Annotated in this window: 19 protein-coding genes; 14 read left to right on the top strand and 5 right to left on the bottom strand. The window is 45.8% G+C overall.

Features of this window, described 5'->3' with window-relative positions:
• Nucleotides 1–14 precede the first annotated feature (14 nt).
• Together C2745_RS09025 and gpmA are read right to left on the bottom strand one after the other, a co-directional pair.
• A complete protein-coding gene (locus tag C2745_RS09025; RefSeq protein WP_215384262.1) occupies nucleotides 15–1,448 on the bottom strand; it encodes a S41 family peptidase in 1,434 nt (477 codons plus the stop codon).
• Between the two features lie 12 nt (nucleotides 1,449–1,460).
• Entirely contained in the window at nucleotides 1,461–2,150 is a 690-nt protein-coding gene (gene gpmA / locus C2745_RS09020) for a 2,3-diphosphoglycerate-dependent phosphoglycerate mutase (protein ID WP_215384261.1), read from the bottom strand.
• Between the two features lie 22 nt (nucleotides 2,151–2,172).
• Here gpmA and C2745_RS09015 point away from each other — a divergent pair, with 22 nt between their 5' ends.
• The 4 genes from C2745_RS09015 to C2745_RS09000 are packed head-to-tail and all read left to right on the top strand — an operon-like array spanning nucleotide 2,173 to nucleotide 4,444.
• Entirely contained in the window at nucleotides 2,173–2,586 is a 414-nt protein-coding gene (locus C2745_RS09015; protein ID WP_215384260.1) for a rhodanese-like domain-containing protein, read from the top strand.
• 10 nt (nucleotides 2,587–2,596) lie between these two features.
• Nucleotides 2,597–2,851 carry a glutaredoxin 3 gene (gene grxC / locus C2745_RS09010; RefSeq protein WP_215384259.1) on the top strand — a complete coding sequence of 85 codons (255 nt, stop codon included), beginning with the start codon at nucleotides 2,597–2,599 and terminating at the stop codon, nucleotides 2,849–2,851.
• Nucleotides 2,852–2,875: 24 nt separating this feature from the next.
• A complete protein-coding gene (gene secB / locus C2745_RS09005; protein WP_215384258.1) occupies nucleotides 2,876–3,400 on the top strand; it encodes a protein-export chaperone SecB in 525 nt (174 codons plus the stop codon).
• A gap of 24 nt (nucleotides 3,401–3,424) precedes the next feature.
• Nucleotides 3,425–4,444 carry an NAD(P)H-dependent glycerol-3-phosphate dehydrogenase gene (locus tag C2745_RS09000; RefSeq protein ID WP_215384257.1) on the top strand — a complete coding sequence of 340 codons (1,020 nt, stop codon included), beginning with the start codon at nucleotides 3,425–3,427 and terminating at the stop codon, nucleotides 4,442–4,444.
• Between the two features lie 11 nt (nucleotides 4,445–4,455).
• Here the strand turns inward: C2745_RS09000 and trmL are convergent, their stop codons facing one another.
• On the bottom strand, nucleotides 4,456–4,926 hold the full coding sequence (trmL, locus tag C2745_RS08995; RefSeq protein WP_215384256.1) for a tRNA (uridine(34)/cytosine(34)/5-carboxymethylaminomethyluridine(34)-2'-O)-methyltransferase TrmL: 471 nt from the start codon (nucleotides 4,924–4,926) through the stop codon (nucleotides 4,456–4,458).
• 14 nt (nucleotides 4,927–4,940) lie between these two features.
• Nucleotides 4,941–5,684, bottom strand: coding sequence for a ComF family protein (locus C2745_RS08990; RefSeq protein ID WP_215384255.1), 744 nt, complete (start codon nucleotides 5,682–5,684; stop codon nucleotides 4,941–4,943).
• A 23-nt stretch (nucleotides 5,685–5,707) separates the two neighbouring features.
• Here C2745_RS08990 and C2745_RS08985 point away from each other — a divergent pair, with 23 nt between their 5' ends.
• From C2745_RS08985 to C2745_RS08955, 7 genes are all read left to right on the top strand, one after another.
• Nucleotides 5,708–6,505: a methyltransferase domain-containing protein gene (locus C2745_RS08985; RefSeq protein ID WP_251368325.1), complete on the top strand. Its 798-nt coding sequence runs from the start codon at nucleotides 5,708–5,710 to the stop codon at nucleotides 6,503–6,505.
• A gap of 179 nt (nucleotides 6,506–6,684) precedes the next feature.
• Nucleotides 6,685–7,842 carry a cytochrome c oxidase subunit II gene (gene coxB, locus C2745_RS08980; protein ID WP_215384254.1) on the top strand — a complete coding sequence of 386 codons (1,158 nt, stop codon included), beginning with the start codon at nucleotides 6,685–6,687 and terminating at the stop codon, nucleotides 7,840–7,842.
• 41 nt (nucleotides 7,843–7,883) lie between these two features.
• Nucleotides 7,884–9,503 carry a cytochrome c oxidase subunit I gene (gene ctaD, locus C2745_RS08975; RefSeq protein ID WP_215384253.1) on the top strand — a complete coding sequence of 540 codons (1,620 nt, stop codon included), beginning with the start codon at nucleotides 7,884–7,886 and terminating at the stop codon, nucleotides 9,501–9,503.
• Nucleotides 9,403–9,618 carry a cytochrome oxidase small assembly protein gene (locus C2745_RS09730; protein WP_371742987.1) on the top strand — a complete coding sequence of 72 codons (216 nt, stop codon included), beginning with the start codon at nucleotides 9,403–9,405 and terminating at the stop codon, nucleotides 9,616–9,618. The genes ctaD and C2745_RS09730 overlap by 101 nt, the downstream gene beginning before the upstream one ends.
• Before the next feature lie 14 nt (nucleotides 9,619–9,632).
• A complete protein-coding gene (locus C2745_RS08965; RefSeq protein WP_215385672.1) occupies nucleotides 9,633–10,217 on the top strand; it encodes a cytochrome c oxidase assembly protein in 585 nt (194 codons plus the stop codon).
• The gene (locus C2745_RS08960) at nucleotides 10,214–10,408 is read left to right on the top strand and encodes a DUF2970 domain-containing protein (protein ID WP_215384251.1); all 195 of its coding nucleotides are present in this window, start codon (nucleotides 10,214–10,216) and stop codon (nucleotides 10,406–10,408) included. Before C2745_RS08965 ends, C2745_RS08960 begins: the two co-directional genes overlap by 4 nt.
• A 29-nt stretch (nucleotides 10,409–10,437) precedes the next feature.
• Nucleotides 10,438–11,292: a cytochrome c oxidase subunit 3 gene (locus tag C2745_RS08955; RefSeq protein WP_215384250.1), complete on the top strand. Its 855-nt coding sequence runs from the start codon at nucleotides 10,438–10,440 to the stop codon at nucleotides 11,290–11,292.
• A 65-nt stretch (nucleotides 11,293–11,357) separates the two neighbouring features.
• Here C2745_RS08955 and C2745_RS08950 read toward each other — a convergent pair whose 3' ends face one another.
• Nucleotides 11,358–11,570, bottom strand: a complete 213-nt coding sequence (locus C2745_RS08950; RefSeq protein WP_128112804.1) for a twin transmembrane helix small protein — start codon at nucleotides 11,568–11,570, stop codon at nucleotides 11,358–11,360.
• A 24-nt stretch (nucleotides 11,571–11,594) separates the two neighbouring features.
• On the opposite strand from C2745_RS08950, the gene C2745_RS08945 reads away from it, so the two are divergent.
• The 3 genes from C2745_RS08945 to C2745_RS08935 are packed head-to-tail and all read left to right on the top strand — an operon-like array spanning nucleotide 11,595 to nucleotide 14,157.
• On the top strand, nucleotides 11,595–12,383 hold the full coding sequence (locus tag C2745_RS08945; RefSeq protein WP_251368324.1) for an SURF1 family protein: 789 nt from the start codon (nucleotides 11,595–11,597) through the stop codon (nucleotides 12,381–12,383).
• Nucleotides 12,380–13,036 carry a hypothetical protein gene (locus C2745_RS08940; RefSeq protein ID WP_215384249.1) on the top strand — a complete coding sequence of 219 codons (657 nt, stop codon included), beginning with the start codon at nucleotides 12,380–12,382 and terminating at the stop codon, nucleotides 13,034–13,036. The genes C2745_RS08945 and C2745_RS08940 overlap by 4 nt, the downstream gene beginning before the upstream one ends.
• The gene (locus tag C2745_RS08935; RefSeq protein WP_215384248.1) at nucleotides 13,036–14,157 is read left to right on the top strand and encodes a heme A synthase; all 1,122 of its coding nucleotides are present in this window, start codon (nucleotides 13,036–13,038) and stop codon (nucleotides 14,155–14,157) included. Before C2745_RS08940 ends, C2745_RS08935 begins: the two co-directional genes overlap by 1 nt.
• The last annotated feature ends 2 nt before the right edge of the window (nucleotides 14,158–14,159 follow it).

The raw sequence follows: 14,159 nt of genomic DNA, 5'->3' as shown, positions 1-14,159 counted from the left end.
AATGTTGTTTTGAATTATTCGAGCTTGGATGAAGAGCGCTTTACCGGCTGACCATTAATAAATGCGACTGCTTGTGTCAACATAAAGTCATCTGCACTACCAAGCTCAGGCGGTTTTTTGTTCTTATCTTTCTCTTTTTCTTCAGGAGTTTTCTTAGCATTTTTTTCTTCAATGCGCTGTAGCTCCTCAAGGCGACGTTGCTCACGATCTTTAATGAGTTTGTCTTCAGCTGACTGCTTGTTACGCAGATGCTTCTCGCTATCGATTTCGCGGGTGATCAACACATCGTCTGGGTCACCATCTTTATTTTGATCCACTGGAATATCAGGCTTCACACCGTAGGCCTGAATAGATTTTCCGCTTGGCGTGTAGTAATAGGCAGTTGTAATCTTTAGCGCTGAATCGCTGGTTAAGGGGCGCACTGTTTGTACGGAACCTTTGCCAAAGGTAGTTTTTCCAATAATCGTCGCGCGTTTGTAGTCTTGTAATGCGCCAGCAACAATTTCAGATGCCGAGGCGGAGTAGGCATTTACCAAAACCACCATTGGTAGCTTTTTAAACATCTCAGGTACGCCAGCCAATGGATCGCCTGGCTCGCTCAAGCGGTACATGGCTGGAGTGGCATTAAAGACTTGTTTGGAGTCTGGAGACTGGCCTTTAGTAGACACAATCACAACATCTGCGGGCAAAAAGGCGGCAGCTACTCCTACGGCGCCTTGCAAAAGACCGCCACCATTATTGCGAAGGTCCAGAATGATGCCTTTGAGCTTTGGATCTTGATTGGCAATTTCAGTGAGTTTCTTGGCTAAATCTGGAACAGTGCGCTCTTGGAAACTGGTAATCCGAACCCATGCAATGTCGTTATCCAAAATTTTGGTTTTAACGGACTGCACTTTAATTTCTGCGCGAGTGATGGTGACAGGAAAGCTACGCTCTTCGCTTTTACGATAAATAGTTAGCGTAATTTTTGTTCCAGGCGTACCACGCATGGTGCGCACTGCTTTATCAAGTGACATGCCGCGAACAGGCTTGTCATCGAGTCGGGTGATTAAATCCCCAGCTTGTAAACCTGCACGTGCCGCAGGACTTCCTTCAATTGGATTCAAAACCTTCACTACACCATCTTCGGAAGTGATTTCAATACCAAGGCCTGCAAACTTGCCAGATGTTTGCTCTTGCATTTCGGAGAAATCTTTTTTGTCCAAGAAGGTGGAGTGTGGGTCAAGGCTGCTGACCATTCCCTTTACAGCATCAGTAAGAAGTTGCTTGTCTTCAATAGGCTCAACATATTCGCGCTTAATCTGCGCAAAAACATTCGATAGCGTACGAAGCTCATCCAGCGGGAGTTGCGCGCTTTGTTGGGCTGTGGCTGAGAGCTGAATAGTTGCTGCAACACCAGCAATGAGGCCAACCGAAATGAGGGCAAAGTTCTTCAGAAATTGGCGCATGTGTTTTGTACTTTATTCCAAGTAAAAATGTTTAATAGGTTTGAGGTTGTCATCTAACTCATATACAAGAGGAACTCCATTAGGAACGTTAACTTCCATAATGGCTTCATCAGACATTTGATCTAAATACTTAATCAATGAGCGAATGCTGTTCCCGTGCGCAACTAATAAAACGCGCTTGTCAGCTTTGAGTGCTGGCGCAATAGATTCGTTCCATAGCGGAAGTACACGCTCAACATTGTCTTTAAGACATTCACCAAGGGGAATGTCAGAAGCATTTAATTTTGAGTAGCGACGATCATTTTTTGGGTTGCGCTCATCATCACCTTCCAAAAGTGGCGGACGAACATCGTAAGAGCGACGCCAGATATGTACTTGCTCGTCACCATACTTAGCTGCAGTTTCCGCTTTATTAAGACCAGTGAGCGCACCGTAATGACGCTCATTCAATCTCCAGCTATGAACTACCGGAAGCCACATGAGGTCCATTGTGTCTTGAACGTGCCAAAGAGTGCGAATAGCTCGCCTTAAAACAGAGGTGTAGGCGACGTCAAACTCATACCCTGCTTTTCGTAGGTTTTCACCTGCAGCAAGCGCTTGCTCTGCGCCCTTAGGGGTTAAGTCAACATCCGCCCATCCAGTAAAGCGGTTTTCAAGGTTCCAGGCGGATTCGCCATGACGAATAAGGACAAGTTGTTTCATAGAGCCATTCTATAATCCGGTGATGAACTTTCTCACACAAATTGATAATTTAGCGCTTATTGCCCTCCTATTGGTTTCGGGCGCAGCGCTTTTCCTACCAACATTATCTACGCTTATTGGCGGCAAAGGCTTATCTCCTACTGAAGCCACAATCTGGATTAATCGCCGCAAGGCCTATGTTTTGGATTTGCGCTCCGAAGAGGCGTTTAAAGCCGGACATTTGCCTGGGGCAAAACTGCTTGGTACGGCTGGTTTAGCCGCTGGAATTGAAAAGCTTAAATTAGATCGCAAACATCCAGTTGTTTTGGTTTGCGAATCAGGTGCGCAGTCTCGCAAGTTTGTTGCAGAAACCCAAAAAATGGGCTTTGTTGAAGTTGGCGCATTAGATGGTGGCGTTCAGGCCTGGAAGGCCGCAGCGCTTCCTTTGGTGAAGTAAGGAGAAAGCGATGCCTCCAGTAACAATGTACAGCACTCAAGTTTGCCCATATTGCGTTATGGCTGAAAAGCTTTTGCTCAAAAAAGGCGTCAGCAACCTTGAAAAGATTTTGATTGATCGTGATCCGTCACAACGCGAAATTATGATGACTCGCACTGGTCGTCGTACCGTACCTCAGATTTATATTGGCGAGACCCATGTTGGCGGATATGATGACTTGGTTGCCTTAGATCGCGCAGGAAAACTCGATCCTTTATTGGTTTAATGAATTTACAAAAGAAAGTTAGCAATGACTGAACAATCTTCCGCGCCACAAGAAGGCGCCGACAACTCAAAAGCCCCTTCATTTCGAATTCAGCGTATCTATTTGAAAGATTTGTCGCTGGAGCAGCCTAATGCGCCCCAAATTTTGTTGGTGGCTTCAGAGCCTCAAGTGCAAGTGGAAATTGACATAGCAGTAGGCCCTGTAAGCGACCAGATTTTTGAGGTTGCCCTAAGCTCTACTGTTACTGCAAAAGTTGATGGAAAAGTATTGTTCTTGGTTGAGGCAAAACAAGCCGGTATTTTTGAATTTAGCAATATTCCGCCAGAACAAGTGGATCCTATGTTGGGCATTACCTGCCCAACTATTTTGTATCCCTACTTGCGTTCCAATATTGCCGACATCATTAGTCGTGCTGGCTTCCAGCCGATTCATTTGAATGAAATTAATTTCCACGGCATGTACGAGCATCGCTTGATGCAGGCCCATCAAGCTGCATCAGCAAAGAATGACGACGCAGCTGATGAGAGCAAAATTATTCTTCCTCACTAAGCTTTTATAGCGAGCGCACAGATCATGAAAGTGACCCTGCTTGGCGCTGGCGCATGGGGAACGGCGATGGCGGTGCAAGCCGCGCGTCATCTTCAGGGTGAAGTTTGTTTGTGGTCTCGCAGCGCAGATCAATTAGCTGAAATTCAGAAGAGCGGTGAGAACCTCTCTTACTTACCCGGTATTGAGCTTCCTCAAAATTTACTCTTTGAGAGTGACTTTACAAAGTTAATCAAAAAACTTTCTAGCAATGATCTATTGGTTATTGCGACACCGATGTCTGGTTTGTCTGAAACGATTGCTCAGGTTTTAAAGATAGCGGAGCACCCCCTAAATATTATTTGGCTGTGCAAGGGCTTGGAGCCCAAGACTGCGCTATTGCCTCATCAAGTAGTGGAGCGCGAAGATAAATTACACAGCCATGGCCTAGTGCATTCTTACGGCGCTTTATCGGGCCCGAGTTTTGCGCGTGAAGTGGGCGCAGGAATGCCTTGTGCATTAACAGTTGCAAGCATATCCCCTAAGTTATGCGAGAGGGTGCAAGCCGCTTTTCACCATGGCAACATGCGCGTTTACTCCAGCGATGATTTGATCGGCGTGGAGTTGGGTGGTGCCATTAAGAACGTATTGGCGATTGCCGCTGGTATTGGAGATGGTTTAGATCTTGGATTAAATGCACGTGCAGCTGTATTGACGCGTGGACTTGCAGAGATGATGCGGATTGTGAAGGCTGCAGGCGGTAGGCCAGAGACTTGCATGGGACTTACTGGTGTTGGCGACCTCATTCTGACCGCTACTGGTGACTTGTCTCGTAATCGTCGAGTTGGTCTTGAGCTTGCGGCAGGAAAGTCTTTGCAGGAGATATTGGCGGGCTTAGGACACGTTGCTGAAGGCGTGCTCTGCGCAGCAGCCGTGGGAGATTTGGCAAAACGATTGAATGTTGAGATGCCAATTACTGCGATGATGGGAGAGGTGCTCTCCGGAAAACTCACTCCATCAGAAGCCGTTAAAAAATTAATGGGCCGCGATCCTAAAATCGAAGCCTAAGGTAATGTACTTTACTTACCTCCAGCCAAACCATTCTGGCGCCAAGCTTCATAAACTACGATAGCTACTGTATTTGATAGATTCAAACTACGACTGCTATCTTGCATTGCCAGGCGCATTTGATTTTCAGTGGGTATTGAGCTTCTTACTTCGTCGGTGATGCCCTTGGTTTCGGAGCCAAAAACAAAATAATCATTTGGAGAATACTTCCCCTCGTGAAAACTGCCGCTACCCTTTGTGGTGAGTGCGAACAAATGCTGTGGATCAGGACTCTCATCTTTTAAAAATTGCGCCCAATTTGCATGAACTTTCACTTTGGCAAACTCGTGATAGTCCAGGCCTGCTCTACGCAGCTTCGCGTCTTCCATGGGGAAGCCAAGCGGCTCAATTAAATGTAATTTTGCACCGGTGTTTGCGCACAAGCGAATGATATTGCCTGTATTGGGTGGAATTTCTGGCTCGAATAAAACAATGTTAAACATTTCGTTTTTACTTTTTAAGCGGGTCTTGAGGTTCTCAGTAAAACCCAGTTGATAACGCGTGATGCACCATTGTCCTTCAGAATGCGCGCAATCTCATTTAGGGTCGCTCCGCTGGTCATTACATCATCAAACACAATCACAGATTTACCCTTTAGCAACTCAATATGCACTGGGTCAATATAAAACATCCCTTGTATGGAAGTTTTTCTATTGACAAGCGTTCCACCTGCTTGATGCGATGAGTAATGATGTCGCTTGAGAATGTAGGGAGACTTTTGAATGTATGACGCGCAGTAAATTCGTCTAGCTAATTCCCAGCTTTGATTAAACCCCCTAGCCGCTAATTTTTGAATGCTGAGCGGAACAGGCAGCAAGTAATCGGCGGATATATGCATTGATTGACTGGCGAGAACATGATTCCACGCTCTAGAAAGCCCATCAGCAAATGCAATCCGTTTTTGATATTTAAATTGATGTAAACCTTCTTGCAGAATGCCATCGTATCGATCAAGGCAGAGTGTGTGATCAAAAGAGGGTGGCAGGTTGATGCACTGTGTGCAAAGCTTTCTTGGAATTTCATAGGCACGCAATGCAATGCCGCATTGGATGCAGCATTCATAATTTAATAAGCCATCTGTTTGCAACGAGGAGAGGCATTTGTTGCAAACAGTTAATTTTTGAAAGTGCCCACAGGCAATGCAGGCCGTTGGTAAAACTTGATGGCTAAGGGATTGAAAAATCTTCTCTAGAAATCGCATGGGGCGCTGAGTATACTGAGCCAATGACCCAGCCAATCAGATGGTTACAAGATGAAATTGCAGAACGCATGCTGCAAAAATTGGATATCGTCAAACTCGATATCAAGGATGTCTTAATCGTTCCCGATTTCCCCGGGAAACATTTGGCAGCATTTGCAAATCGTTACCCGCGAGCGACTATTCATAGTCTTGTAGAGGGCAGCATTTCAGGATTTGCAATGTGGCGATCGAAGGCCTCATCGAATTGGCGTAGTTTATTTCGTACTAATGCAGCCCCATTTGCGCATTACCAATCCACTGGCAAATTGGATCTTCCTGACAATTCTGTTGATTTGGTCTTTAGTGACCTCCTGATTCAGGATCTTCCGGATCCAAAACACTTTCTGCAGGAATGTTGGCGAGTCTTAAGGGAGGGGGGATTGATTGCTTTTAGTTATCTTGGACCCGATACCGCTAAAGAGTTGCGAGCCCCTGAACCATCAGGCTTGCAGCTGAAGAATTTATTAAGTCCCTGGGATATGCACGATATGGGCGATGCGTTGCTTGGGGAGCGTTTTTCTGATCCCGTGATGGATATGGAGTACCTCACCCTGGACTATGAAAAGCCAGAGTTATTGATGGCCGACATACAGGCGCTAAAACTGTCAAATCCTTCTGCGTTCGAGACCTCTAAAACAGAGTTTTTGCCACAAAAACTGACATTAGAGGTGGTTTATGGGCATGCCTGGGTGATAGGAAAGCATCTCGCAAAGGCCAAGGACAACGTTGCTTACATTGATCTAAATCAAATTGGACGCAAGACTAGGCCAGATTCTGCTTAAGTGTAAGTGCTTACTATCATTTAAACCTTCGCCAAGATTGGATCAAGCTGGGTTAACCCTGTTTGTTGTTGCGCCTAATTAACCCTATAATCACGGCAGGATGTATTGGCTTGAGACCGTTTTTTGGGCATTTTGTGGCATTTTTGCTGCTTTGCTCACGACAATAAACAGAGAATAAGATGAATTTATTTGGAAAAGTCACTAGGGCTTCGCTCTATTTCGCAGTAGCTTTTGGCACTGCTTTTGCTCATGCAGCAGAGAACATGCCTGGTGGCCCAGCTGTTAATCAGCTGAATTTTGCGCCTCCTGCCACCAAAATCATGCAAGAGATTCATTGGTTGCATTGGATGATGTTGGTAATTTGCGCATTGATTTTTGTGGGCGTTTTTGGAGTGATGTTTTATTCCATCCTCAAGCACCGTAAATCACTCGGTCATAAATCTGCCTCTTTCCATGAGAGCACCACTGTAGAAATTATTTGGACAGTGATTCCGTTGCTCATCGTTATCGGTATGGCATTGCCTGCAACTAAAACTGTTGTGGCGATGAAAGACACTACTAATTCTGATATCACTATTAAGACTACTGGTTACCAGTGGAAGTGGGGTTACGACTACATCAAAGGTGAGGGCGAAGGTATTAGCTTCTTGTCTACTTTGTCTACTTCACGTGAAGCAATCAATAACTTGGCGCCAAAATCAAACACCTACTTGATGGAAGTAGACAATGAAATGGTTGTGCCGGTAGGTAAAAAGATTCGCTTGATTACTACTGCTAACGACGTAATTCATGCTTGGACTATTCCAGCATTTGGCGTTAAGCAAGATGCGATCCCAGGCTTTGTTCGTGACACTTGGTTTAGGGCTGACAAGATTGGTACGTTCCGCGGTCAGTGCTCTGAGCTTTGCGGTGCAGAACATGCCTTTATGCCTATCGTGGTGAGAGTAGTTTCCCAAGAGGACTACACCAAGTGGGTTGAAGAGAAGAAAAAAGAAATGGGTGCTGGCGGCGACGATCCATCAAAGGTTTACACCTTGGATGAGCAAAAAGAGCGCGGCGCAAAAGTATATGCAGCGAACTGTGCGGCTTGCCACCAGCCTAACGGCAAAGGTGCAGGCACATTCCCAGCATTGGACGGCAGCAAAGTTGTCAACGGTCCTAAGGCTGGTCAGTTCAACATCCTTATCAACGGTAAGGGCGCGATGCCGAAGTGGGCTGGTGTGATTTCTGATGGCGATATCGCTGCAGTAATGACCTACACACGTAACGCATGGGGTAATAAGACGGGTGAAGTGATTCAGACCCAAGAAATTATTACTGCGCGCGGCGGCAAGTAATTCGATTAACAAATACAGATAAAACGAAACCGGAGTAATCCATGAGCACAGTCTCTACTACCCACGATCACGCACACGATCACGCGCATGATGATCACACGCCACACGGCTGGCGTCGTTGGTTGTTCGCAACCAACCACAAAGACATCGGCACGATGTATTTGATCTTTTCATTTGTTAGCTTGTTAGCTGGCGGTGTGATGGCATTGGGAATTCGTTTGGAGTTATTCCAACCTGGATTGCAGTTCTTGCGCCCAGAGTTCTTCAATCAGCTCACAACCATGCACGGTTTGGTGATGGTGTTCGGCGCAATCATGCCAGCCTTCGTTGGCTTTGCTAACTGGATGGTGCCTTTGCAAATCGGCGCATCTGACATGGCATTTGCTCGTATGAATAACTTTAGCTTCTGGATTCTTCCGGTTGCTGCAACATTGTTGTTGAGCTCGTTCCTTGTTCCTGGTGGCGCTCCATCAGGTGGCTGGACTATCTATGCTCCATTGACTTCACAAATGGGCCCTGGCATGGATATGGCAATTTTTGCTCTCCACTTGTTGGGTGCTTCTTCCATCATGGGTTCGATCAACATCATCGTGACCATTTTGAATATGCGCGCTCCCGGTATGACATTGATGAAGATGCCAATGTTCTGCTGGACTTGGTTGATCACTGCTTACTTGTTGATTGCCGTGATGCCTGTATTGGCTGGTGCGATCACCATGGTTCTGACTGACCGTCATTTCGGTACTTCATTCTTCTCTGCTGTTGGCGGTGGCGATCCAATCATGTTCCAGCATATTTTCTGGTTCTTTGGTCACCCAGAGGTTTACATCATGATTCTTCCTGCATTCGGAATCATCAGTGAAATCGTTCCAGCATTTTCTAGAAAAACATTGTTTGGTTACAGCTCAATGGTTTATGCAACCGCATCGATTGCGATCTTGTCATTCATCGTTTGGGCTCACCACATGTTTGCAACTGGTATGCCAGTAACCGGTCAATTGTTCTTCATGTACGCAACAATGTTGATCGCCGTTCCAACCGGTGTGAAGATTTTTAACTGGGTTGCAACAATGTGGAAAGGTTCTATGACCTTTGAAACTCCAATGTTGTGGGCAATCGGCTTCATCTTCGTTTTCACAATGGGTGGCTTTACTGGTTTGATCTTGGCGATGGCGCCAATTGATATTGGTGTTCAAGATACTTACTACGTTGTTGCTCACTTCCACTATGTATTGGTAGCAGGTTCATTGTTCGCAATGTTTGCTGGCTTCTACTACTGGTGCCCTAAGTGGACTGGCTACATGGCTAGCGAAACTCGCGGCAAGATCCACTTCTGGACTTCCATGATTTTCTTTAACATTACTTTCTTCCCAATGCACTTCTTGGGCTTGGCAGGTATGCCACGTCGCTATGCTGACTATCCAACACAGTTTGCAGACTTCAATGCGGTTGCTTCAATTGGTGCCTTAGGCTTTGGTTTGTCACAGGTTTACTTCTTACTTTTCGTTGTACTGCCAGCCTATAGCGGCAAGGGTGAGAAAGCACCAATGAAGCCATGGGATGGCGCTAAAGGTTTGGAGTGGACAATTCCATCACCAGCACCACACCACACTTTTGAAACTCCGCCTAATGCAGAGCAAATGCGTGAAGCCGGAATTTAATTCTTCAGAGAAGCAAGCCCTTGCTGCGAATAATCGCAGGATGGGCTTCATTCTTTTGAGTGTTGTAGTAACTTTTTTTATTGGTATTGTGATTAAGCGGAGTATGTTGGGTTAATCCCCTTGATGACGATGGTTTCAACTCAATCACTGAATCGCCAGATTTTATTAAAGCTGCTAATTGCAGCAGTAATGATGTTTGGTTTTGGTTACGCGTTGGTTCCGATGTACAAGGCCTTGTGTGAGGTCACCGGAATTAATGTAGTGACAAGCAAGAATGATTATGGTGTTAGAGCCTTTAGCCCTAATAAGGTTGGCAATACACAGGTTAACTATGCTCGTACAGTAACCATTGAGTTTGACTCTAATAGTCGCGGCCCGTTTACATTTAAGCCGGTAAAGAATTTTTTAGAAGTGCATCCAGGTGAGATGACCGAGATTGTTTATGAAGTCACTAACAATCAGAATCGCCCGGTACGTGCTCAAGCAATACCGAGTTATGCGCCTAAAAGTGCAACAGAGTTTTTTACGAAATTAGAATGCTTTTGCTTTCAGGAGCAAACGCTAGCAGCAAATGAAACAAAAAAGATGCCGGTAGTCTTTGTGATCGATGCAGGTTTGCCGGATGATGTAAAAACAATTACTTTGTCATATACCTTCTTTGAATTGGGCTTAGGCGGTACTCCTCCAGCCCCAAAAACAAGGATGGCTTCATGAAAAAGAAAAGTAGTTTTATGCAGTCTATGAAAGCTGTTTTATGGGGCTTTTTAGGTGTGCGTAAGAAGTCAGGTTTGCAGGAAGATGTTGCTTCATTGAGTTTTGTGCACATTATCATTGCAGGAGTGATTGGCGCCTTGATTTTTATGGGTGTTCTCCTGTTGATAGTGAAAGCAGTTGTGTCCCATTGATTATTTTTTGATTGAATAGAGAGAATAAGATGTCATCCAATTCAACCCCATACTATTTCGTCCCTGGACTATCCAGACATCCAGCAATGGCCGCCTGCGGCTTAATTGCGTTTGCCTTTGGAATCTCTGGGTGGGTAAATCATGCTTCTTGGGGTGGTCCACTGACCCTCGCTGGTGTGGCATGGGTTCTATATGTGCTCTATAACTGGTTCGGCGACACAATTGCAGAATCAAATGCTGGCAAGAACGGTGTCAACGTAGATATCTCTTACCGCTGGTCAATGGCATGGTTCATCTTCTCCGAAATTATGTTCTTTGGCGCATTCTTTGCAGCTTTGTTCTACGCACGCAATATTGCGATGCCTTGGATGGGTGATGTAGAGAGCAAATTGCTTTGGCCTAATTTCCAAGCTGTGTGGCCAAATGATGGTCCTGCTGGTTTGGTTGAGAAATTCACCACGATGGGTCCATGGCCAATTCCAACAATCAACACATTGTTGCTCTTGAGCTCAGGTGTGACGATTACTATCGCTCACCATGCGTTAGTAGAAAACCACATGAAAAAAGCCATTATTGGCTTGGCAGCAACTGTAGGTTTAGGCGCGGTTTTCTTGGGCTTCCAGGTTTATGAGTACTACCATGCATACCATGCATTGAACTTGAAATTGACTTCAGGTATTTATGGCTCAACGTTCTTCATGTTGACTGGCTTCCACGGCTTCCACGTGTTCCTTGGCGGCACTATGTTGGCCATTGTATTGCGTCGTATGATTCGTGGCGACTTCACATCTAAGCATCACTTTGCATTTGAAGGTGCGGCTTGGTACTGGCACTTTGTTGACGTAGTCTGGCTGGGTCTCTACATCGCTGTTTACTGGATGTAATGAAATAAAAAATCGGGGCTTTAAGCCCCGATTTGTTTTTAAGCATCCATTGATGGGTGCACCCTTTAGTTGGTGCCTACCTTAATCCCAGTGGCTTCAATCAGGCCGAAGTAGTGGGCTAAAAGAATTCCCAGAAATAGGGCGATAGATAAGCCAATCCGCAACATTAATGAGTGAACCATGCGAGAGCTGTTGCCCCTATCTTTCATCATGTAATACAAAGCGGATCCTAAGCTAAAAACAATCATTAGTAGGACAATAGGAATAAGCCACTTCATCTCGAATCCTTATCTTTAAATCTCTTGAATAGTCTGTTTACCGCCCTCATTGCTAAGCGCATAGTTGCTACTGTATCAGCCTTGCTGGTCATTGCGATTGGCTGTGGCGCTGGCATTTGGCAGCTGGGTAGAGCCGAGACCAAAATTGCCTTGGCCGCTAATTTACTGGCTCGACAACAAATGCCTATTCTTAGTGCGAATGCAGGCCCTTGGACCTTGGAAGAGGCCGCTGAACGCCGCATGATTGCACGTGGCCAGTACATCACTGAGGCGGCTATTTGGTTGGATAACCGACCAAGACCCATTCCCCCCGCAGGCAGCAATACTGCGCAGTCAGGTTTTTATCTCTTGATGCCTTTGCGACTTGAGGGCAAGGAAGAGGTCCTTTGGGTCAACCGAGGCTGGGCGCCGCGGAATAACAACAATCGTGAAACCCTGCCGCCCGTCCAAACGCCCAATAAGGTGATCAATGTTGAGGGCATCGTATTTTCTCATCCTGGTAAGGTGTATGAATTGGGTGGAAGCAAGATTTCTGCTGATGTAAGCAAACCCAAAATTGAACAAAACTTTGATTTAGTTGCAGAAGGTAAGCTGCATGGCTGGTTGCAAAGCCCATTTATCTTGCGGGAGGTTGAGGCCGGCGTAGAAGATGGCTTACTCCGCGATTGGGCCCCTCTGACAACTGGGGTCGATCGCCATTATGCTTATGCATTCCAGTGGTTTGCCTTGGCTTTTGCTGGATTTGTATTTTGGTTAGTCAGTGGTCTGCGGCAATATAAACGTCGTGGATTTGTGAATAGGGATCAAGAGTGAGTGATAAAGAGTTATTAATTCCGGCGTCTCAGATAGATGCATCAGCTATTAATGCGCGTACTCGTCGTGGCCGCATACAGATGCTTTTGTTATTGCTGGCTTGCGCCTCTCCAGTCATAGCCTCTTATTTTGCATACTATGTGATTAAGCCAGCAGGCGGCAAAACCAATCTTGGCACGCTGGTGTATCCAGCTCAAGATTTCAATGTCGCATGGCTTGAGGCACCAGTGAAAGGTAAGTGGACGCTTTTGATTGCTCGCCCGGCCGGAGAGTGCCAAATCAAAGATGAGAAATGTATTGAGGCGCTCTTTTTGATGCGTCAGACGAGAGTTGCTATGGGCAGAGAAAGTGGACGCTTACAGCTTATCTGGGTCAATACCGATGGCAAGCCTGTCGATCCTGAAGTCATCAAGATTTATGACGAAAAGGTAGCGGGTCTTAAGGTGGTTGCACCTCCATCGGATCCCAAACTCAAAGCTGAATTTGAGGCTTGGTTAAATAAAGAGGGCGCTGGTCAACAGATCCAGTTAATTGATCCAAGCCCTGCCAAGATGATGTATTTCCCTGTGACAAATTCTCCAAAAGAATTTTCGAGTATGAAGAAAGACTTGGAAAAACTTTTGAAGCTAAATCACAAGGGCGAGAACCTGTAATGCCGAGTTTGTTTTTATTTTTAGAGCTAGCTGCAATTGCAATTGTTTTTGCTGGCCTTCCGCTACTCTATCTCTGGAGAAAACCGGGCTATAGCTTTTTCCAAAAACTCAATTGGGTATTGGTCTTTATGACTTTTGATCTGATTGTGTTTGGCGCCTTTACCCGCTTAACTGATTCAGGTTTAGGCTGTCCTGATTGGCCTGGGTGTTATGGCACCTCCAATCCTTTCCATGCGCTTAGTGACATACAGCAGGCTGAGAGCGCCTTGCCTACAGGGCCTGTGACGGTAATTAAGGCTTGGATCGAAATGATCCACCGTTATTTGGCTATGACGGTAGGGGCATTAATTTTGGTTCAAGTGGGCATGGCCTTCGCGAAGCTAAAGCCCCTTGGAAAAAATCCTTTGCTGGGTAGTTTCGGATTATTGGCTTTAGTTTGTGTTCAGGGTGCTTTTGGTGCCTGGACCGTTACCCTGAAATTACAACCGATCATTGTCACTATTCATTTGATGTTGGCTCTATTGTTGTTGGCTTGTTTAACGGCTTATGCCCAACAGTCGTGGGAGAGTAAGTCTTCAGCGATTCGCTCTATCCGAGTTCGACCACTTTCGGCGCAACTTTTAACTTTATCTTTCTTTGTTTTATTTATTCAGGTTTTTTTAGGTGCCTGGGTGAGTACGAATTACGCAGTCTTGGCATGTCCCGACTTCCCGACATGTTTGGGCAGTGCATGGCCTGAAACAAATTGGAGCGAAGGCTTTACGCTTTGGCGTCAATTGGGTTTAAACGCTCAAGGCGAATTCATTTCACCGCTTGCGTTACAGACCATCCATTGGGCGCACCGTCTCTTTGCTATGGTGGTTTTAGTTGTACTTGGGGCCTTAGGTTGGAGGGCTCTCCAGCTTGCTACCCCAGTGTTATCTAGCCTTGGTCAGGTAGCTAAGCTTTTGTTGGGCTTACTCTTGCTGCAGTTGATTACAGGCATTTCTAATGTGATTTTCCAGTGGCCTTTATTGGCCGCTTTATTGCATACCGGTGGCTCCGCTGCTTTGGTATTCTGTTTAGTCAGAATGAGCCATTGGGCTTCTTGGAAGCCTTTCATTCAAAAGAAGATGGCATAAAT

The sequence above is a fragment of the Polynucleobacter sp. AP-Kolm-20A-A1 genome, from assembly GCF_018688315.1.
In the GTDB taxonomy this organism is placed as follows: Bacteria; Pseudomonadota; Gammaproteobacteria; order Burkholderiales; family Burkholderiaceae; genus Polynucleobacter.
Note: the sequence above shows the minus strand (reverse complement) of the source record. Positions and strands in the feature narration are given on the sequence as shown.

Excerpts from the sequence above, each read along its gene's own strand:
- C2745_RS09025 (WP_215384262.1), bottom strand. The coding sequence starts at position 1,448 with ATGCGCCAATTTCTGAAGAACTTTGCCCTCATTTCGGTTGGCCTCATT.
- gpmA (WP_215384261.1), bottom strand. The coding sequence starts at position 2,150 with ATGAAACAACTTGTCCTTATTCGTCATGGCGAATCCGCCTGGAACCTT.
- C2745_RS09015 (WP_215384260.1), top strand. The coding sequence starts at position 2,173 with ATGAACTTTCTCACACAAATTGATAATTTAGCGCTTATTGCCCTCCTA.
- grxC (WP_215384259.1), top strand. The coding sequence starts at position 2,597 with ATGCCTCCAGTAACAATGTACAGCACTCAAGTTTGCCCATATTGCGTT.
- secB (WP_215384258.1), top strand. The coding sequence starts at position 2,876 with ATGACTGAACAATCTTCCGCGCCACAAGAAGGCGCCGACAACTCAAAA.
- C2745_RS09000 (WP_215384257.1), top strand. The coding sequence starts at position 3,425 with ATGAAAGTGACCCTGCTTGGCGCTGGCGCATGGGGAACGGCGATGGCG.
- trmL (WP_215384256.1), bottom strand. The coding sequence starts at position 4,926 with ATGTTTAACATTGTTTTATTCGAGCCAGAAATTCCACCCAATACAGGC.
- C2745_RS08990 (WP_215384255.1), bottom strand. The coding sequence starts at position 5,684 with ATGCGATTTCTAGAGAAGATTTTTCAATCCCTTAGCCATCAAGTTTTA.
- C2745_RS08985 (WP_251368325.1), top strand. The coding sequence starts at position 5,708 with ATGACCCAGCCAATCAGATGGTTACAAGATGAAATTGCAGAACGCATG.
- coxB (WP_215384254.1), top strand. The coding sequence starts at position 6,685 with ATGAATTTATTTGGAAAAGTCACTAGGGCTTCGCTCTATTTCGCAGTA.
- ctaD (WP_215384253.1), top strand. The coding sequence starts at position 7,884 with ATGAGCACAGTCTCTACTACCCACGATCACGCACACGATCACGCGCAT.
- C2745_RS09730 (WP_371742987.1), top strand. The coding sequence starts at position 9,403 with ATGGCGCTAAAGGTTTGGAGTGGACAATTCCATCACCAGCACCACACC.
- C2745_RS08965 (WP_215385672.1), top strand. The coding sequence starts at position 9,633 with ATGGTTTCAACTCAATCACTGAATCGCCAGATTTTATTAAAGCTGCTA.
- C2745_RS08960 (WP_215384251.1), top strand. The coding sequence starts at position 10,214 with ATGAAAAAGAAAAGTAGTTTTATGCAGTCTATGAAAGCTGTTTTATGG.
- C2745_RS08955 (WP_215384250.1), top strand. The coding sequence starts at position 10,438 with ATGTCATCCAATTCAACCCCATACTATTTCGTCCCTGGACTATCCAGA.
- C2745_RS08950 (WP_128112804.1), bottom strand. The coding sequence starts at position 11,570 with ATGAAGTGGCTTATTCCTATTGTCCTACTAATGATTGTTTTTAGCTTA.
- C2745_RS08935 (WP_215384248.1), top strand. The coding sequence starts at position 13,036 with ATGCCGAGTTTGTTTTTATTTTTAGAGCTAGCTGCAATTGCAATTGTT.